The organism is Mesorhizobium sp. M0815 (genome assembly GCF_040319995.1).
Classification (GTDB): Bacteria; Pseudomonadota; Alphaproteobacteria; order Rhizobiales; family Rhizobiaceae; genus Mesorhizobium.
In genome coordinates this window covers 188,393-206,351 of record NZ_JAMYOU010000007.1, presented here as the reverse complement: position 1 = coordinate 206,351, position 17,959 = coordinate 188,393, and the positions used below count along the sequence as shown (strand labels likewise).

The window sequence follows — 17,959 nt, the reverse complement described above, 5'->3', positions numbered from 1 at the left end:
CTCGTATGCCGGCTATGAAGGTGAAGTGATGCGTGGCGCCTTCGCCGGTGTACCGCATGGCCAACTCGAGGCGGCCCGCGCTTTCGGCATGAGCCGTTGGAAAATCTTCAGGCGAATATGGCTCCCGCAGGCGATCAGCCGGGCGCTGCCGACGCTGGCGGGTGAAACCGTTCTCCAGCTGAAAGCAACACCGCTGGTGGCAACGATAACCATGGTCGACATCTATGCCGTAGCCTCGCGGGTGCGCCAGGATCTCTTCGTCACCTACGAACCCTTGCTGCTTCTGGCGTTGGTCTATATGTCCATCACCGGTATCCTGGTGTTCGGCTTCCACCGGCTCGAGGCGCGGATCCCGAGCAAGCTAGGCTAAAGCTGTTAAAGTCGCGAATTCAGGGCAGCTACCATGCAACTCAGTCTCGACCAGGCGACAGGGCTGTGCCGGATGGCCGCACTTGGCGCCGGCGCCAACGAAGAGGCGGCGCAGTCGCTGGCTGCCTCGATCGTCGCGGCCGAGGCTGAAGGACTGTCGACCGTCGGGCTGTCGCATTTCATTGATTATCTCGAAGCGCTGGAAGCCGGCCGTATCGACGGCAATGCCGATCCTGTCATCACCAGGCCAGCGCTCGCGGTTTATCTCTCCGATGCCCGCGGCGGACTGGCGCATACCGGTTTCGACCGCACGATCGATGACCTCGCCAAGGCGGCGCGGCTGTTCGGCGTTGCCATCTTTTCGCAGAAGAATGCCTATACGTGCGGCGCGCTCGGCTATTTCACCGGACGGCTGGCCGCGCAGGGATTGGTGTCGTTCGCCGCGACCAACGGCCCGGCCGTGCTTGCCGGCTCGGGCTCGGTCAAGCCGGTCTACTGCACCAACCCGATGTCCTTTGCCGCACCCGCCGCGGACGGGGCGCCGCTGGTCATCGACCAGTCGTCGAGCGCCACCGCCTTCGTCAACATCCGCAAGGCCGCCGAGGATGGCAAGAAGATCCCCGAAGGCTGGGCTCTGGACGCCAGCGGCAATCCAACCACGGACCCGGCAGCCGCCATGAAAGGCGCCATGCTTGCCTTCGGCGGCCAGCGCGGCGCCAACATCGCGCTGATGGTCGAGGTACTGGCTGCGGGCCTGTCGGGCGCCAACTGGTCCCTCGATGCGCCATGGTTCAGCGGCGGGCCGGACAGTCCGGGAACCGGCCTGTTCGTGCTCGCCGTCGAGCCCAAGCTGCTCGATCCGGACTTCGAGAAACGGATGAAGGACCAGCTCGACCGGTTGCGGCGGCGCTATGGCGTGCATGTGCCGGGGCGTGCCCGGGCCGAGGCCGCGGAGAAGGCGGCGGCGCGCGGCATAAGCGCGCCGAAAGCCGTGGTGCAACGCATTTCCGAATTCGCCGCGCGCTATTCGTCCTGAAGAAATTCGTTTGTCCGATGAGCGGCTGAGGAGGCCGGCCGATCCGGCAGCGCGAGCCTACTTCCCGCAATAATGATCGTTGATGACGTTCGCCGCATTCGCGTCCGGTCCTACCCTGTTGTAGGAGCAGGGTTCGGCGGCCGTCGTGAACAGGTGGTTGTCATAGTAGCGCGGGCCGCCGAACAGAATGTCGATGATGTCTCCGTTGGCCGGAACGTAGCGTTCGGGTTGAGCTTGGTGGTGATGCCGGTTTGCCGCGAATGCCGAGGCACCAATGCTGCAGCCTGTTGCGAAAGCCAGAGCGAAGAGCGCAACGCGTTTTGTCGTCATCGGCAATATCCTCCATTCGGAATCAAACCATACATCTAAAATCGCCGGCCGAACAAAGGTTCCTGTTTCGAATGGAGTTGCCGTAAAGCCGGGCGGCGGCGGCGTTTACTGCCATTTCGAACGGATATCAGAAATCATGCTTCAACAATGCCGGGCGACCGATGGTCGCCCTTTGCCTTTGGCGCGAAACCGACTATGAAACGGCTTCAATCAAGCCCATCTGGATAGCCCGCCGGAGCCAGCCATGACCGAAATCCTGCAGACCCCAAAGCTCGTCGTCGTCTTCGGCGGCTCCGGCTTTGTCGGTCGTCATGTCGTGCGGGCGCTGGCCAAGCGCGGCTACCGCATCCGGGTCGCCTGCCGCCGGCCCGATCTCGCCGGCCACCTGCAGCCGCTCGGCAATGTCGGGCAGATCCAGCCGGTGCAGGCCAATGTCCGGGTGCGCTGGTCGGTCGACCGCGCCGTGCAAGGCGCCGACCACGTCGTCAATCTGGTGGCAATCCCGTATGAGGCCGGCCGGCAGAAATTTACTGCCGTCCACGAGTTCGGCGCGCGTGCCATCGCCGAAGCGGCGCGCGCCGTCGGCGCCGGCGTCACCCATATCTCGGCTCTGGGTGCGGATCTCCACGCGCAATCGGACTATGCGCGCACCAAGGCGCTTGGCGAAAAGGCCGTTCTTGAGACGGTCCAGGACGCTGTGATCCTGCGGCCATCGATCAATTTCGGGCCGGAGGACGGTTTCTTCAACCGCTTTGCCAACATGGCCCGCTTTTCCCCAGTCCTGCCGCTGATCGGCGGCGGTCAGACGAAATTCCAGCCGGTCTATGTCGGCGACGTCGCCGAAGCGGTGGCGCACTCGGTCGACGGCAAGGTCCAGGGCGGCCATATCTATGAGCTCGGCGGGCCGCAGGTGCTCACTTTCAAGGAATGCATGCAAGAATTGCTTGTTATCATCGAACGCAAGCGGTTTTTGCTGCCTATGCCGTGGTGGCTGGCGAACCTCCAGGCATCAATTCTCGGGCTGCTGCCCAATCCGTTGTTGACCAAGGACCAGGTTCTGCTGTTGCGCCAGCACAATGTCGTGTCGGATGCCGCCGTCAAGGACAACAGGACGCTCGCCGGCCTCGGAATCCAGCCACGGTCGATCGGAACCATCCTGCCCAGCTATCTCTGGCGCTACCGCGCCGCGGGCCAGTTCCAACGCAAGTCCGCCGCATAGTACCGGCGCGAATGGACGTTCAGCCGCTTACGAGGCGCGCCGGGTGACTTGCATCGGCAGCCCGCCTTGCGGTTGCGTCGTCAGCTTCTGCACCGGCCAGGGGCGGGTCTCCGCGGTGGTGTCGAAGCGGTAGCGCGACAGCATGATCGCCAACGCAATGATCGCCTCCTGCATGGCGAAGCTGGCACCGATGCAGACGCGGGGGCCGGCGCCGAACGGCAAATACTGGAAACGGTCGATCTTTTCGCGATTCCCCGGATGAAAGCGCTCCGGCATGAAAGCGTCCGGTCGGTCCCATAATTTCCTGTGGCGATGGACGACCCACGGCATCACCAGCACCGCGGCGCGGCGCGGTATATAGAGGCCGTTCCAGGTTTCGGGTTCGATCGGTTCGCGGTTGATCGACGGCGCCGGCGGATAGAGCCTGAGCGCCTCGTCGAAGGCGGCACGGGTCAGCGGCATGGCGTCGAGCCATTTCGTCGGGTCGGGCTCACGCGCCAGCACAGCATCGATCTCGTGCTCGATCTTTTCGCGCTCCCACGGCGCTTCGGCAAGGCAGTAGAGCGTCCAGCCGAGCGCCCTGGCTGTAGTCTCATGGCCGGCGCCGATGAAGGTGATGATGTTGTCCTCGACCTCGGCCCGGGTCAGCCCGCCCGGTCCCTCCGCCTTCAGCAGCAGCGTGAGAAAATCCTGCGGCACCGTGTCCGGAGCGCGCCTCAGCCGCGCCTCGCGCATCTGCACCGTGTCGGTTACGATCTTGCGGAAGTAGGCCATGGTCTTGCGGCCGCGGATGCGCGTCAGGCGCGGCAGCCAATCGGGCGCACGCAAAAGGTCGAGCGGATCGACCCGGCCCATCGTCTCGAACAGGCGGTCGATCTCCTTGGCGAAGCTGCCCGGCTCGCCCGATATCTCGCCCGAAAACAGCGTCTCAGCCAGGATGTCGAAGGTGAGCAGCGTCATGTCGTGGGCGATATCCGACGTGCCACCTAGCTCGTAACGGGTGACGAATTCGAGCGTGCGTTTCAGCATCGGCTCGGCGAAGCCGAAAATGTGACGCGGCGTGAATACCGGCGCCATCGCCTTGCGCGAACGCCGCCACACCTCGCCTTCGGCGGTCAGCAGCCCGTCGCGCAGGATCGGCCGCAGGATCTTCTGGCGCACCGTCGCCATCTTGTAGTTCTTGGCGTTGTCGACCAGCACATGGCGGATGAGGCCGGGATCGTTGGCGATGACCAGCGGCCCACCGACGCCGTTCACCGAAATCCAGGGCTCGTTGTAGGTCGCCTCGCCCCACAGTTCGAGCGGATTGCGATAGACGATGCGGATCATCTCCAGCGTCGAAGGCGGCGCGGTGCGCGGCTTCGGCGCCGGCGGGACGAAGGGGACGGGCTGACTGTCCATGGCTTGCTCCGCTGACCCCTCAATGTAGTGGCTGGCAAGGCAAGCGTCCATGTGGCCGGACGACAAGGCGAGCATCCGCTCTCTGGAATGTGACCGGGGCACCGGAAAGTGCCTGCTTGCTGTGTCCGGCTGTGTGTCTTAGGTGGCAGCACCACAGATGCCACTAACCGGCGGGAGCCTGCCTTGAAGCACCAGTTGAACGTCATCATCGGCAGCACCGGCCGGGCCGCGCCGGACCCGTTTTCGCAAGGTGGTTGGAAAGTTTTGCGCGCGAACACGGCAAATTCGAGCCATTGCTCACCGATATCGCCGCCTTCAACCTGTCGGTGCTGGACGAGCCGCATCATCCTAGACTCGGCAGATACGAAAACAGCCACACGAAAGCCTGGTCGAAAGCAATCGACGCCGCCGACGCGTTCGTCTTCGTAGCGCCGGAATACAATTATTTCGCAGCCCCCGCGATCGTCAACGCGGTCGACTACCTGCTCAGGGAATGGCGATACAAGCCGGCCGCCATCCTCAGCTACGGCGGTGTCTCCGGTGGCTTACGAGCGGCGCAGGCGGTCAAACCGTTGCTGACCGCGGTCGGCGTCATGCCGATTCCGGAAGGCGTGGCGCTCCCGATGTACCAGAAGCTGCTCGACGAGACCGGCGCCTTCCTGCCCAGCGAGCAGGTGCTCGGCGGAGCCAAGACCATGCTGGACGAGCTGTCCCGCTGGAGCGAAGCGCTGAGGCCGATGCGCGCCAGCTAACAACGCGAACGGCCGGGCTTGCCGATGCCATAACTTGCTCATGCCATAAAGAGATGGAATGCTCCGGGAAATGACCGGGCCGGGGCGGTTCGATTTGCGTCTTCTGTTTGCTGTGCTGCTGATCCTCTCGACGGCCTCCGGTGCCATGGCGGAGCGGCGCGTTGCGCTGGTCATCGCCGAGAACGACTACCGGCTGATCCGGCCGCTCGCCAATCCCGTCAATGACGGCGAGGTCATGGAAACGGTGCTGAGGAAGCTCGGTTTCGAGGTCTTCCTCGAAACCAACCGCGACCTGCGGCGCATGCGCCGGGCGCTCGACGATTTCCGCGAGGATGCTAAAGGCGCCGACGTGGCACTGGTGTTCTTCTCCGGCCACGGCGTCGAGATCGCCGGCGAGAATCGGCTCCTGCCGGTGGATGCAGACGCGTCGTCGCTCGCTACGCTGGAAGGGACCAGCCTGCCGCTGGAGGAGATCCGCGCGGCCGTCGCCGCCACCAGCAAGGTCGGACTGATCGTGCTCGATGCCTGCCGCAGCGATCCGTTTGCTGCCACGGGCGGCGAAGGCCGCGGCGCAACGGCGCTGGTAAAAGAGGTCAGCGACAAGGTCCGGCCGGGTCTTGGCCGCATCGGGCGGGCAGAAAACATCCTGTTTGCCTTCTCGGCGGCGCCCGGCGAGACCGCGTCGGATGGGACCGGCCAGAATTCGCCGTTCACCGCGGCGCTGACGAAATACCTCGGCACCGAGGGTCTTGAGATCCGCTCCGTGCTGACGCTCGTGCAGCAGGAGGTCTACGATCTCTCGCGCGGCAGGCAATTGCCCTATGTCGAGAGCGGCCTGCCGCAGTTGTTCTTTGCCACGACAGCCAAGGAGAAACTGCCGGAGCGCGAACGCTTGTTGCTGGCCATGGCCGAGGTGACGCCCGCGATGCGTGGCGAGGTGGAAAAGATCGCCAGCGACGCCGACATGCCGCTGGCACCGCTCTATGGCGCGTTGATCAGTTCCGATGCCGGCCGCCTCTCCGCGGACAGTCTGAACGCCAGGCTGCGTGAGGCAGCCGACGCCTTCGTCAAGGTGCGGAGCGAAATGCAGACGCTTTCCTCCGACGATCTCAGAGTGGCAGCGTTGCGCCGGCAGGCGGAAGAGCAGCTTTCGCTGGGAGCGTTCGATGCCGCGCGGAAAAAGCTTGCCGAAGCAGCCGAGATCGACAATATCTCGCGCAACGCGCTGAAGGCCAATTTCGTCAGTCGCACGCTTTCCGAAGCCGCGACGCGCTATTTGTCCGGCGGGGCAGCGCGCGCCGACCTCGACTACGCCACAGCCATCAAGGATTATGAATCCGTGCTCACGCTTTATGGCGAAGCCGGACAGGTGGTGCTGTCGCTCGACGACGCCGACCGCTTGATCCGCACGCTGGACGAGCTCGGCAAGCTCTATACCACGGTCGGCAACATCGATGCTGCTGGCCGCGCCTTCGAGGCGCTGCAAGCCGATCTCGAGCGGCGGTCGCGCCACGAAACCGATCCCAACGTGAAGCGCGACTTCGCCGTCAGCCACGTCAAGCTCGGCAACGTGCGGATGGCGCAAGGCAATCTGCCGGCAGCGCTGCAAAACTATGAAACGGCCAAGACCATTCTGCAGGACCTGACCGAGGCAGAGCCGGACAATCTGGAGTGGTTCGGCGATCTCGCCATGACCGACGACAAGATCGGTAACGTGCTGGCGACGCAAGGTGATCTGGCCGGCGCCGCACAGGTCTATCAGGAAAGCCTGTCGATCAAGAAACAGCTCGCTGCCGGAGAGCCCGACCGTGCCGAACTGCAGCGCGACCTGACCATCACCTATGATGAGATCGGCCACCTTGCCCATGTCGCAGGTCAACTGGACAACGCACAGGCGGCCTATCAAGAGAGCCTGAAGGTGCGGCTGGCGCTGGCGGCGGACAGACCGGGAGACGCCGATCGGCAGCGTGACGTCTCGGTCAGCCACGATACGATAGGCGACCTGCTGCGCGAACGCGGCGACGCCGCTGGGGCGCTGACGGCCTACAAGGAAGGCCTGGCGATCGTCAAGCAACTGGCGAAACGCGATCCGGACGACACCGAGCTGAAACGCGACCTGTCCGTCGGCAACGCCAAGGTCGGCAACGCGCTGAGCGACCAGCAGAATTGGCCGGCGGCACTTTCGGCTTATCGTCAGGCACTCTCGCAAGCCAGCGCGCTCGCCGCCGGCGACCCGAACAACACCGATTGGCAGCGCGACCTGTCCGTGTGCCTCGAGAAGGTCGCCGGCGTCCTGGCGATACAGGGCGACCACAAAGGCGCACTGAAAGCCTATCTGGACAGCTACGCGATTGCGGAGAGGCTGGCGAAGCTCGATTCCGCCAATTCCGACTGGCAGCGGGACTTGTCGATAACGCTGTCCGAAGTCGCCACGCTCCGCCTCAGGCAGCGCGACGTCAGGGGAGCCCGGCAAGCCCTTCAGGACAGCCTTGCCATTCGCGAGAAACTTGCCCAGTCAGATCCGGACAACGCCACCTGGCAGCGCGACCTGGTGGTTGCCTATATCGACTACGCCCAAGTCGCAAAGGACCCGAAAGCCGTCCTTTCCAAGGCACTCGACATGACGCTGGAGCTCGACCGGACCGGTCGGCTGGCGCCGCGATACAAGTTCATGATCAAGTTTTTGCGTGAGCGGCTGGCCAGGATCGAAGCCAGGCGCCGGTAGCGGGTTCACGCGACGGTCATTCCGTTCGGAAATGCCTGCAAACCTTGGAAAAACCGCCTTTTGCGCCTATATCTACGATACTAGGAATGCGCGATTCGACGCCGATTTTTCGCGCTCTGCACACGGCACCAATCAGACAGGTTTTCATGAGCGACCAGACCGACATCGCCAACGGCGTTGAAGCCGAATACGGCGCCGATTCCATCAAGGTTTTGAAGGGCTTGGACGCCGTTCGCAAGCGGCCGGGCATGTATATCGGCGACACCGACGACGGCTCGGGCCTGCACCACATGGTTTATGAGGTGGTCGACAACGCCATCGACGAAGCACTGGCGGGCCATGCCGACCTGGTGACGGTGACGCTCAATCCGGACGGCTCGGTGACGGTCATCGACAATGGCCGCGGCATTCCGACCGATATCCACACCGGCGAAGGCATTTCGGCGGCCGAAGTGATCATGACGCAGCTGCATGCCGGCGGCAAGTTCGACCAGAACTCCTACAAGGTGTCGGGCGGCCTGCACGGCGTCGGCGTGTCGGTCGTCAACGCACTGTCGGCCTGGCTGAAACTGAAGATCCGCCGCAACGGCCAGATCTACGAGATGAGCTTCACGCATGGCGATGCCGACGCGCCGCTGCGCATCACCGGCAGTTATGAACAAGACAAGGTCCCCGGCACCTATGAAGGGCGCAGCGGCAGCGAAATCACGTTCTTGCCGTCGTCCGAGACCTTCACCATGGTCGAGTTCGACTATGGTACGCTGGAGCACCGGCTGCGCGAGCTCGCCTTCCTGAACTCCGGCGTGCGCATCGTTTTGACCGATGCCCGCCATGCCGACATCGTGCGCCATGAACTGCACTATGATGGCGGGCTGGAAGAGTTCGTCCGATATCTCGACCGAACGAAGAAGCCGTTGCTCGACAAGCCGATTTCGATCCGCGCCGAGCGCGACGGCATCACCGTCGAAGTCGCCATGTGGTGGAACGACAGCTACCACGAGAACGTGCTGGCCTTCACCAACAACATCCCGCAACGTGACGGCGGCACGCATCTCGCCGGTTTCCGGGGTGCGCTGACACGTCAGATAACCGGCTATGGCGACTCCTCGGGCCTGACCAAGAAGGAAAAAGTGTCGCTGATTGGCGACGATTGCCGCGAAGGGCTGACCGCGGTGCTGTCGGTCAAGGTTCCCGACCCGAAATTCTCCTCGCAGACCAAGGACAAGCTGGTGTCGTCCGAGGTTCGCCCGGTGGTCGAAGGCCTCGTCAACGAGGCGCTCGGCACCTGGCTCGAGGAGCACCCGACCGAGGGCAAGGCGGTCATCGAGAAGGTCATCCAGGCCGCTGCCGCGCGTGAAGCCGCGCGCAAGGCACGCGACATCACCCGCAAGAGCTCGCTCGGCGTCACCTCGCTGCCCGGCAAGCTGGCCGATTGCCAGGAGCGCGATCCGGCGAAATCCGAGATCTTCATCGTCGAGGGCGACAGCGCCGGCGGCTCGGCCAAGGGCGGCCGTTCGCGCCAGAACCAGGCCATTCTTCCGCTGCGCGGCAAGATCCTCAATGTCGAGCGCGCCCGCTTCGACCGCATGCTCGGCTCCGACATGATCGGCACGCTGATCACTGCGCTCGGCACCTCGATCGGCAAGGACGAGTTCAATGCCGACAAGCTGCGCTACCACAAGATTATCCTGATGACCGACGCCGATGTCGATGGCGCCCATATCCGCACCTTGCTGCTGACCTTCTTCTTCCGCCAGATGCCGGAACTGATCGAACGCGGTCATCTCTATATCGCGCAGCCGCCGCTCTATAAGGTGACACGAGGGAAGAGCTCGCAATATATCAAGGATGAAGCCGCCTTCGAGGAATTCCTGATCGGCTCGGGGCTGGAAGAAGCGTCGCTTGCGCTCAGCACGGGCGAGGTGCGGGCCGGACAGGATCTGCGCAGCGCCATCGACGATGCCCTGGCTGTCCGCCAACTCATCAACGGATTGCATACGCGCTATAACAGAGGCGTGGTGGAGCAGGCAGCGATTGCCGGCGCGCTCAACCCCGAAATCTTCACCGACCTCGGTCGCGCCAACGAGATGGCCGAGCGCGTTGCCCGCCGTCTCGACATTATCGCCGAGGACACCGAGCGCGGCTGGACAGGCCGCATGTCGACCTCCAACGAGGGCGTCGGCGGCTATGTATTCGAGCGCACGGTGCGCAGCGTCAAGGAGTTCGCGCATCTCGACCTGGCGCTGATCAATTCCGCCGACGCACGCCAGCTCGACCGCTATGCGCCGCGCCTGGCAGAAATCTATGGCGAGCCGCCGGTGCTGCGCCGCAAGGATGTCTCCGAAACAATTTCGGGGCCGCTGGCACTGCTCAATGCCGTGTTTGCCACCGGCCGCAAGGGTCTGACCATGCAGCGCTACAAGGGCCTTGGCGAAATGAACGCCGAGCAGCTCTGGGAAACGACGCTCGACCCGAATGTGCGCTCGCTCTTACAGGTCAAGGTCAATGACGCGACTGACGCGGACTCACTGTTTTCGCGACTGATGGGCGACGAGGTTGAGCCAAGGCGCGAATTCATCCAGGAAAACGCGCTGTCGGTCGCCAATCTGGACATCTGAGCCGCCATCCAGAATACCCAGCCTGCAGGCATGAAGTGCATTGGTGCATCTTGGCGCACCGACGCCGACTGCTGCACCGCAACAAAGATCACCGAGGATCTCCCGGAACGGAAAGTCTTTCAAGGCATTGTAGTTGATCACAATCGCCGCAGGAGGCATTCATGGGACGTGGCATTTTGCTCTGGCTTCTCGGAGTCCCGATTCCGATCATTATTCTGATTCTGCTTTTTGCAAGGTAGGAGGCTTCCATGCCGTCCACCCTAACGACTACCGAGGTTTCCGCACCGACGGAATCCTCATCCCCCGCCGTCAGCTGGGGACCAATCGTCGCCGGCGCCTTTGCTGCGTCGACGCTTACCTTCATCTTGATGCTGCTCGGCTCCGGGCTTGGACTTAGCATGGTGTCGCCATGGTCCGGCTCGGGTGCGTCAGTCACAACTTTCGCCGTTTCCACCGCCGTCTGGCTGATCGTCGTGCAGTGGCTGTCGTCGGCCCTCGGCGGCTACCTCGCCGGACGCCTGCGCACCAAATGGGTCGGCATCCACACCGATGAAGTCTTCTTCCGCGATACCGCTCACGGCTTCCTGGCCTGGGCGCTGGCGACGCTGCTCGTCGCCGGCGTGCTCGGCACGGCGCTTTCGGCCGCGATAGGTACCGGTGTCCAGGCCGCTTCGACTGTGGCATCCGGCGCGGCAATGGGCGCTTCGGCAGGTGCTGCTGCAAACGCTGGTGGCGCCTCGACTGACAACGCCACATCGTATTTCGTCGATACGCTGTTCCGCCCGGCCGATCCGGCAAGGCTCGCTGCCGCCAATCCGGAGAGCGACGCCGCGGCAACGGCGCAGGCATCGCGCATTCTGATCGCGAGTGCCGCAGCAGGCGAAATATCGGCCGACGACAAGACCTATCTGTCGCGGCTGGTGGCCGCCCGCACAGGCCTGTCCGAAGCCGATGCCACCGCTCGCGTCGATGCGGTAATCGCCAAAGCGCAGGAGGCCAAGGTCAAGGCCCAGCAGGCGGCCGACACCGCCAGAAAGGCAGGCGCCACCTTCTCACTGATTGGCGCGCTGTCGCTGGTCGTCGGGGCTTTCATTGCCAGTGCGGCTGCAGCACTTGGCGGCAGGCAGCGCGACGACGAGGAAGCGATTTTCCTGACCAATCGTTGATCGGCGCCTAAGCGAACTCGGTCCGCTTCGAAGATTACCCCGAAGCGGACCTTGCTTTGAGCTGTCGGCGCAGCATTGTCGTGCGTTGCTCGCCACCGACAGCTCAGTCCCCCAGCTTGCGGCCGAGATCGACCGCATCGCGCAGCACGGCAAGGTGCGAGCGCGGCACGCCGGACGGTGCGTTGGCCTCGACGCCGCTCGCCGTCAACGACCAGTAGAGCGTGTGTGTGAAGACGCGGCCGAGCGAGCCGCGCAGCTCGACCTGGATGTTTTCCACGCCCGGACCAAAGTTCTCCGTCATCGGCCCGGAGATCGGGTCGCCGGTCAACCAGCCATTGCCTCTGTCGAAAATGTTGGTCCAGCGCATCGCGGCAAACATCGCGCCATGATGCACCGCCCGCTGTGGCTTGCCCGAATGGCTGCGGCCTTCCTGATAGAGCATAGTCCCGCCCGCCGCCCTGTCGGCGATCGGCGGGCATGCCGAGAACAGCCGCTCGGCGATGCCGCGCCTGAACTCGGCAAGATTGTAGGTCACCAGAAACTCGCTGTGGGTCAGCGGACTGCCGAGCGTGACGAAATCGCTGATCTTCCACGGCAGCGGATGATCGGCGTCACTGTCGCGAAGCTGCCGGTAGAGTTCCCATTGGCCGCGCCGGAATGTGGGGAGGTCATCGAGGCGGTCGGGCCAGGCGGAAGCATCGGTGGCCAGCATCGCCTTATCGACGGCGTGGATCGCCTTCAGCCTCGCTCTGTCGCGAATGGCTTCCAGCTTTCGAGGCCTGAAATCGGCCCATAATATCTGCAACAGATCATAGGCTATGATCGACCCCAGGCTGTGCGAGACCAGCACGATGCGGTCGTAGGCGTCGTCCACCATAAGGCGCTTCAGCAGCTTGAGGCCACGCTCGCGGACCAGCGCGCGCTTCTCGACCGTCGCCGCTTCGGCCCGCACATAGGCGGCGGCATCGCCGAAATAGGGCAGGCCAAACTGGTCCACCGACCAGATAACGAACGACGCCAGGACGGTGACAAGCACGCCGGTCGTCCAGGAGATATAGCCTTGCCAGGCCGACGTTGCGAGCGCCAGCGCCGCGCCAAGGACGACGATGGTGGCCAAAAGCGTGACGACATAGAGTTTGCGCACATCGCGCGGAATATCGGCGGGCTTGCGCCAGAGCAGGGTCGTCACCCAGGCAGCAAGGCGGCTCCGGGTCGTGCCCTGGGTGATGTCGGCCCAGTAAAGCTCGTAGAAATCGGTGCGGCGGCCATCGACATCATACGGTGTGGTGATCCGGCGAAGCTCGTGCGAATTGGTCCGGCTGTCGGGCGTGATCCAGCTCTGGTTGATCTTCGCACCCATTGGGTCGGCCGGATCAGCGACATGGGCATAGAACGGAGCACGGGCCGGATCGTGGCTCCAAACGGCCTGGACAAATCCCCTCAACGTGTCCATGGGCCGCTGTTCGCCCATACCGTGCACGACCACCACCGCCTGGCTGCGCTTGCGCGGCACCTTCTCTGCTGCGGTCAGATCGGCGGCCGGCGACGCGGCAGAACCAGGGTCGGGCACAGCACCTCCACCGATGACGCCGTTAGACAAGACGACGGGTCGCTATCGTAGCTTCAGAACCGGTAACAGCCAAGAAAAAGCCCGGCGCGGAGCCAGGGCTGTATTTCGACGACCGGCAGTGAGTTGGCAACGACGCCGTTTCAGTGATCAATCGCCTTGACGATCTCCTCGGTCATCTTCTTGGCGTCGCCGAGCAGCATCATGGTGCCGTCCTTGTAGAACAGCGTGTTGTCGATGCCGGCATAGCCGGACCCGAGCGAGCGCTTGACGAACAGGCAGGTGCGCGCCTTGTCGACGTCGAGGATCGGCATGCCATAGATCGGCGACGATTTGTCGTCGCGGGCGGACGGATTGGTGACGTCGTTGGCGCCGATGACATAGGCGACATCGGCCTGCGCGAACTCAGAGTTGATGTCCTCCAGCTCGAACACTTCGTCGTAAGGCACGTTGGCTTCCGCCAAGAGCACATTCATGTGGCCGGGCATGCGGCCGGCCACCGGATGGATGGCGTATTTGACGTCGACGCCGTTGGCCTTGAGCTTGTCGGCCATTTCGCGCAGCGCGTGCTGCGCCTGGGCGACGGCCATGCCGTAACCCGGCACGATGATGACCTTTTGCGCATTCATCATCAGATAGGCGGCATCCTCGGCAGAGCCCTGCTTGACGGTGCGCTCGATGCCGTCGTCGGCAGCGGCTGATGTCTCGCCGCCGAAGCCGCCGAGGATGACCGAGATGAAGCTTCGGTTCATGCCTTTGCACATGATGTAGGACAGGATGGCGCCCGATGAGCCGACCAGCGCGCCGGTGATGATCAGCGCCAGATTGCCGAGCGTGAAACCGAGTGCCGCCGCTGCCCAGCCCGAATAGGAATTGAGCATCGATACGACCACCGGCATGTCGGCGCCGCCGATCGGGATGATGAGAAGGACGCCGAGCACGAGCGAGGCGGCAACGATCAGCCAGAACACCAGCTTGGACTCGGTGGTGACGAGCAGCATGATCAGCACAATGAGCGCTATGCCCAGGGCTGCGTTGATGAAGTGACGGCCGCCGATCATGATCGGCTTGCCCGACATGCGGCCGTCGAGCTTCAAGAAGGCGATGACCGAGCCGGTGAAGGTGACGGCGCCGATGGCAACGCCGAGGCTCATCTCGATCAGCGCCTGGGCATGGATATCGGCGACGGTGCCGATGCCGAAACTTTCCGGCGCATAGATGGCGGCGGCCGCCACCATGACCGCGGCAAGACCGACCAGCGAGTGGAAGGCGGCGACCAGCTGCGGCATCGAGGTCATGGCAATGCGCCGTGCCGTGACCGCACCGACCGAGCCGCCGATGGCGAGGCCGAGCACGATCAGCGCAAAGCGGCCGGCGGAAGGGGTGGCCAGCGCCAGCGTCGTGACAATGGCGATGCCCATGCCGATCATGCCGTACATGTTGCCCTGGCGGCTGGTGGTCGGATGCGACAGGCCGCGCAATGCCAGGATGAACAGGATGCCGGAGACCAGATAGAGGAAGGAGGCGAAGTTGGCGTTCATAGCGGCCTACTTTTCCTTCTTCTTGTACATGGCCAGCATGCGCTGGGTGACGAGGAAGCCGCCGAAGATGTTGACCGATACCAGCATCAGCGCAACAAAGCCGAAGCCGGTGGCGATGCCCGAGGCCGAGATGCCGACGGCAAGCAACGCGCCGACGACGATGACGGAGGAAATGGCGTTGGTGACCGCCATTAATGGCGTGTGCAGCGCCGGCGTGACCGACCAGACGACGTAGTAGCCGACGAAGATCGCCAGCACGAAGATGGCGAAGCGGAAGACGAAGGGATCGATCGCGCCGCCGGACAGCGCGTGCGCGGCGTCACCAGCGGCCTCGGTGCCGGGCGCGGTGGCCAGGTTCTGGACCGCAAGGCGGACGGCAGCTGTGGCCTGGTCGAGCTGGTCGAGGGCTTTCTGCAGGGTCTGATCCATCACGCGATCCCTCCGGTGGTCTTGGGCTTCCTCGAAGCGGCCGGCCTCTTCGCAGCCGGCTTTGCCGAAGCCTCGGCAACCATCGTCTTGGCCGGAATGGCCGGCGGTTCGACATGTTGGCCCTTTGGCGGCTCCTGCTCAGCCCTGACGAAGGCGGGATGCACGACCTTGCCAGCATCGGTCAGCATGGTTGCCTTGACCAGCTCGTCGTCGCGGTTGATGGCAAGCGTCTTCGTCGCCTTGTCAACCAGCGTCTCGAGGAAGGCATAGAGGTTTCTCGCATAGAGCAGCGAGGCGGAGGCGGCGACGCGACCGGGAACGTTGAGATGGCCGACGATCTTTACCCCGTTGGCGGTGGTCACCACCTGCCCCGGAACGGCGCCCTCGACGTTGCCGCCACGCTCGACCGCAAGGTCGACGATCACCGAGCCGGGTTTCATCGAGGCGACCATTGCCGCAGAAACCAGCTTCGGCGCCGGCCGGCCCGGTATCAGCGCGGTGGTGATGACGATGTCCTGCTTGGCGATGTGCTCGGCGGTCAGCGCCGCCTGCTTGGCCTGATACTCCCTGGACATTTCCTTGGCGTAGCCGCCGGCCGTCTCGGCCGCCTTGAATTCCTCGTCCTCGACCGCCAGGAACTTTGCGCCGAGCGAAGCAACCTGCTCCTTGGCAGCCGGGCGCACATCGGTGGCGGTGACCACGGCGCCGAGGCGGCGCGCGGTGGCGATGGCCTGCAGACCGGCGACGCCGACGCCCATGATGAAGGCCTTCGCCGCCGGTACCGTGCCAGCCGCCGTCATCATCATCGGCAACGCCCGGTCATATTCGGCAGCCGCGTCGATCACCGCCTGATAGCCGGCGAGGTTCGCCTGGCTGGATAGAACGTCCATCGACTGGGCGCGGGTGATGCGCGGCATGAACTCCATGGAAAAAGCAGTAGCACCGGCCCTGGCCAACGCGGCGACGCCGGCATCGTTGCCATAGGGATCCATGATGGCGATCACGGCAGTGCCCGGCCGATAGACTTTCAGCTCGGCATCGCTCGGCCGGCGCACCTTCAGCACGACATCAGCCCTGGAAACATCGCCGGCCTTGCCGATCGCGGCGCCGGCCTTGGCAAACTCCTCGTCGGGAATGCGCGACGCCGCGCCGGCGCCAGCTTCGACGACCACGTCGAAACCCAGCGCCGCCAGCCGCTTCACCGTGTCGGGCGAGGCCGCGACGCGCGGTTCGTTCGCGTCGAGCTCACGAGGGATGAAAACCGTCTGTCCCACCGCATGATCCTTTCGGCCGCAACCCGTTACCGCAAGACGCCGGCCGGCCCCCGGCGGCGTCCTCGACAAAAATTGGAGGAGTTATCGGAGAATAAAGGCGCCGACGGCCAGGATCAGAACGAACAGGATGGTCCCCGAGAAGAAGCCGCCCACAAAGAAGCCGAACGCCATGGCCAGAAGCACTGCGGCGCAAAACAGCGACCCGTATTTGGCCAGCATCAGGAAGCCGGCATAGGTGCGGTCGTGCTCGGCATAGTCCATCTTCGCGCCCAGTTCGACAGGACCGGTCGGCGTGTGTTCAGCCATAGGAATACCCCTTCGAAGACATCTTTCAGGCACATAGCGAAAAGCCGCGTTAAGGGCAATGGCGCTATTGCCGCATCGCCGCAGCCAACAGTCTCAAGCGAAACTTGAAATCGCTGCGTCAATGATGTGGCGCAACGTGCGCAGCGGCTATGACTGACCCAACCCCCGAAACGAGGCGGGTCGGAGCGCGGCGATACCAATCACAATGGATGGCAGGTCCGCTATTGCCGATGTCGTTAGCTGGCGAGATGCGGGAACAGCCCGAGCAGGCCGACAACGATCAGATAAAGGGCGACGATATAATTGAGCAGCCGCGGCATCACCAGGATCAGCACGCCTGCAATCAGTGAGATAAGCGGGGTGAGGGCGAGCGTGGAAATGGTCATATCGGTTCCTTTGATCGGATGGCTGTCGAAGCGATACGTGGCGGATATCGGCCGTGCCGACCTACCACCAGCACCCTTGCCGTTATCCAGAACGCCGAAGCTACCGGAAGGCTCCATGGGCTCGTTCAGGCGGCTTCGCGAAAATACTTGGCGGTTGGCAGGATGGTCAGCGGAGCGAGTTCGCCGGCACCGGGCGCATTGAATAACATACGCTGCTCCATTGGCGTCGAACGGAAGAATGGAAAGCGCGACAGCGACCGTTCGCGAATAGCGCCAACATCAGCACGGTAGAGCACGACCTTGTTATAGACGCCAGGATAGGCACGAGGCTCACTGATCTTCTCGGCGTAGTAGATCCGCTTGTAGAAGCCGGCGTGATCCTCGCGGATGGTCGAAAGGCAATAGGGCGCGTTGAAGTGAAAACATGCCATGCCGGCGAGCCGCAGCGTGAGATAGGGTATTTGCGGATAGACGCGCGACCATTCCGGGTCGGAGGCGAACCGACTGGGGCAGACGAAGCTCATGCCCTCCTCGAGCATCGGCATGACGATGTCACCGAAAGCTTTGGTGGAAGGCGATCTTGGCGTCGACAGCGTTACGTGATGAATACGCAGTGTGCTGACGAGTTCCTGGTCGATGTAGACACCGAACCGGAAGACGTTAGGCACCTCGTCGAGTTCGTCGTGAATGGTGTGGTTCTCGTTATCGGGAACCATATCGTTGGAACGGTACGACTTGTAGCGCAGGCGATAGATGTCCTCGAGATCCTCGCCCTTGTCGCAACGGCGGTATTCCGTCCGCTCCAGCATCGCCGAAACATTCCTGGCGAAACTAGACATA

At 63.5% G+C, this 17,959-nt stretch carries 15 protein-coding genes and 1 pseudogene; 7 read left to right on the top strand and 9 right to left on the bottom strand.

The genetic code is table 11. From position 1 onward, the window contains the following. The coding region (locus NKI01_RS11380; RefSeq protein ID WP_352484391.1) for an ABC transporter permease subunit at window positions 1-370 on the top strand (370 nt) is incomplete at its 5' end. A gap of 33 nt (window positions 371-403) precedes the next feature. Beyond that, window positions 404-1,405 (top strand): Ldh family oxidoreductase, encoded by a 1,002-nt coding sequence (locus NKI01_RS11375; RefSeq protein ID WP_352547920.1) that lies wholly within the window; start codon window positions 404-406, stop codon window positions 1,403-1,405. A 57-nt stretch (window positions 1,406-1,462) separates the two neighbouring features. On the opposite strand, the gene NKI01_RS11370 is transcribed toward NKI01_RS11375, so the two are convergent. Continuing rightward, a complete protein-coding gene (locus tag NKI01_RS11370) occupies window positions 1,463-1,735 on the bottom strand; it encodes a hypothetical protein (RefSeq protein ID WP_292660454.1) in 273 nt (90 codons plus the stop codon). A gap of 244 nt (window positions 1,736-1,979) precedes the next feature. Between NKI01_RS11370 and NKI01_RS11365 the strand changes: the two genes are divergently transcribed. Continuing rightward, a complete protein-coding gene (locus tag NKI01_RS11365; protein ID WP_352484388.1) occupies window positions 1,980-2,954 on the top strand; it encodes a complex I NDUFA9 subunit family protein in 975 nt (324 codons plus the stop codon). A gap of 27 nt (window positions 2,955-2,981) precedes the next feature. On the opposite strand, the gene NKI01_RS11360 is transcribed toward NKI01_RS11365, so the two are convergent. Continuing rightward, window positions 2,982-4,355, bottom strand: coding sequence for a cytochrome P450 (locus NKI01_RS11360; RefSeq protein ID WP_352963184.1), 1,374 nt, complete (start codon window positions 4,353-4,355; stop codon window positions 2,982-2,984). Between the two features lie 183 nt (window positions 4,356-4,538). Here NKI01_RS11360 and NKI01_RS11355 point away from each other — a divergent pair. The 4 genes and pseudogenes from NKI01_RS11355 (at window position 4,539) to NKI01_RS11340 (ending at window position 11,616) form a co-directional block, all read left to right on the top strand. Then, a pseudogene (locus tag NKI01_RS11355) lies at window positions 4,539-5,107 on the top strand (NADPH-dependent FMN reductase). 58 nt (window positions 5,108-5,165) lie between these two features. Continuing rightward, window positions 5,166-7,832 (top strand): caspase family protein, encoded by a 2,667-nt coding sequence (locus NKI01_RS11350; RefSeq protein ID WP_352716432.1) that lies wholly within the window; start codon window positions 5,166-5,168, stop codon window positions 7,830-7,832. A 146-nt stretch (window positions 7,833-7,978) separates the two neighbouring features. Further along, window positions 7,979-10,450, top strand: coding sequence for a DNA topoisomerase (ATP-hydrolyzing) subunit B (gyrB, locus tag NKI01_RS11345; RefSeq protein ID WP_352716434.1), 2,472 nt, complete (start codon window positions 7,979-7,981; stop codon window positions 10,448-10,450). Between the two features lie 248 nt (window positions 10,451-10,698). Next, window positions 10,699-11,616: a hypothetical protein gene (locus NKI01_RS11340; RefSeq protein WP_023718037.1), complete on the top strand. Its 918-nt coding sequence runs from the start codon at window positions 10,699-10,701 to the stop codon at window positions 11,614-11,616. A 103-nt stretch (window positions 11,617-11,719) separates the two neighbouring features. Here NKI01_RS11340 and NKI01_RS11335 read toward each other — a convergent pair whose 3' ends face one another. The 7 genes from NKI01_RS11335 to NKI01_RS11305 all read right to left on the bottom strand — a co-directional run bounded on the left by NKI01_RS11335 (window position 11,720) and on the right by NKI01_RS11305 (window position 17,928). Further along, window positions 11,720-13,186, bottom strand: coding sequence for a hypothetical protein (locus tag NKI01_RS11335; protein ID WP_352484386.1), 1,467 nt, complete (start codon window positions 13,184-13,186; stop codon window positions 11,720-11,722). Window positions 13,187-13,326: 140 nt separating this feature from the next. Beyond that, window positions 13,327-14,724, bottom strand: a complete 1,398-nt coding sequence (locus NKI01_RS11330) for an NAD(P)(+) transhydrogenase (Re/Si-specific) subunit beta (protein ID WP_352484385.1) — start codon at window positions 14,722-14,724, stop codon at window positions 13,327-13,329. A 6-nt stretch (window positions 14,725-14,730) separates the two neighbouring features. Continuing rightward, entirely contained in the window at window positions 14,731-15,153 is a 423-nt protein-coding gene (locus NKI01_RS11325; protein ID WP_036244434.1) for an NAD(P) transhydrogenase subunit alpha part 2, read from the bottom strand. After that, on the bottom strand, window positions 15,153-16,427 hold the full coding sequence (locus NKI01_RS11320; protein ID WP_352484384.1) for a Re/Si-specific NAD(P)(+) transhydrogenase subunit alpha: 1,275 nt from the start codon (window positions 16,425-16,427) through the stop codon (window positions 15,153-15,155). Before NKI01_RS11320 ends, NKI01_RS11325 begins: the two co-directional genes overlap by 1 nt. A gap of 81 nt (window positions 16,428-16,508) precedes the next feature. Continuing rightward, window positions 16,509-16,733 (bottom strand): aa3-type cytochrome c oxidase subunit IV, encoded by a 225-nt coding sequence (locus NKI01_RS11315; protein WP_023718042.1) that lies wholly within the window; start codon window positions 16,731-16,733, stop codon window positions 16,509-16,511. Between the two features lie 236 nt (window positions 16,734-16,969). After that, window positions 16,970-17,119 carry a DUF3096 domain-containing protein gene (locus tag NKI01_RS11310; protein ID WP_023718043.1) on the bottom strand — a complete coding sequence of 50 codons (150 nt, stop codon included), beginning with the start codon at window positions 17,117-17,119 and terminating at the stop codon, window positions 16,970-16,972. 125 nt (window positions 17,120-17,244) lie between these two features. After that, complete coding sequence (locus tag NKI01_RS11305; protein WP_245278538.1) at window positions 17,245-17,928, bottom strand: N-acyl amino acid synthase FeeM domain-containing protein; 684 nt, start codon at window positions 17,926-17,928, stop codon at window positions 17,245-17,247. Window positions 17,929-17,959 lie beyond the last annotated feature (31 nt).

Excerpts from the sequence above, each read along its gene's own strand:
- NKI01_RS11365 (WP_352484388.1), top strand. The coding sequence starts at position 1,980 with ATGACCGAAATCCTGCAGACCCCAAAGCTCGTCGTCGTCTTCGGCGGC.
- gyrB (WP_352716434.1), top strand. The coding sequence starts at position 7,979 with ATGAGCGACCAGACCGACATCGCCAACGGCGTTGAAGCCGAATACGGC.
- NKI01_RS11330 (WP_352484385.1), bottom strand. The coding sequence starts at position 14,724 with ATGAACGCCAACTTCGCCTCCTTCCTCTATCTGGTCTCCGGCATCCTG.
- NKI01_RS11305 (WP_245278538.1), bottom strand. The coding sequence starts at position 17,928 with ATGCTGGAGCGGACGGAATACCGCCGTTGCGACAAGGGCGAGGATCTC.
- NKI01_RS11360 (WP_352963184.1), bottom strand. The coding sequence starts at position 4,355 with ATGGACAGTCAGCCCGTCCCCTTCGTCCCGCCGGCGCCGAAGCCGCGC.
- NKI01_RS11350 (WP_352716432.1), top strand. The coding sequence starts at position 5,166 with ATGCTCCGGGAAATGACCGGGCCGGGGCGGTTCGATTTGCGTCTTCTG.
- NKI01_RS11325 (WP_036244434.1), bottom strand. The coding sequence starts at position 15,153 with ATGGATCAGACCCTGCAGAAAGCCCTCGACCAGCTCGACCAGGCCACA.
- NKI01_RS11310 (WP_023718043.1), bottom strand. The coding sequence starts at position 17,119 with ATGACCATTTCCACGCTCGCCCTCACCCCGCTTATCTCACTGATTGCA.
- NKI01_RS11375 (WP_352547920.1), top strand. The coding sequence starts at position 404 with ATGCAACTCAGTCTCGACCAGGCGACAGGGCTGTGCCGGATGGCCGCA.
- NKI01_RS11370 (WP_292660454.1), bottom strand. The coding sequence starts at position 1,735 with ATGACGACAAAACGCGTTGCGCTCTTCGCTCTGGCTTTCGCAACAGGC.
- NKI01_RS11340 (WP_023718037.1), top strand. The coding sequence starts at position 10,699 with ATGCCGTCCACCCTAACGACTACCGAGGTTTCCGCACCGACGGAATCC.
- NKI01_RS11315 (WP_023718042.1), bottom strand. The coding sequence starts at position 16,733 with ATGGCTGAACACACGCCGACCGGTCCTGTCGAACTGGGCGCGAAGATG.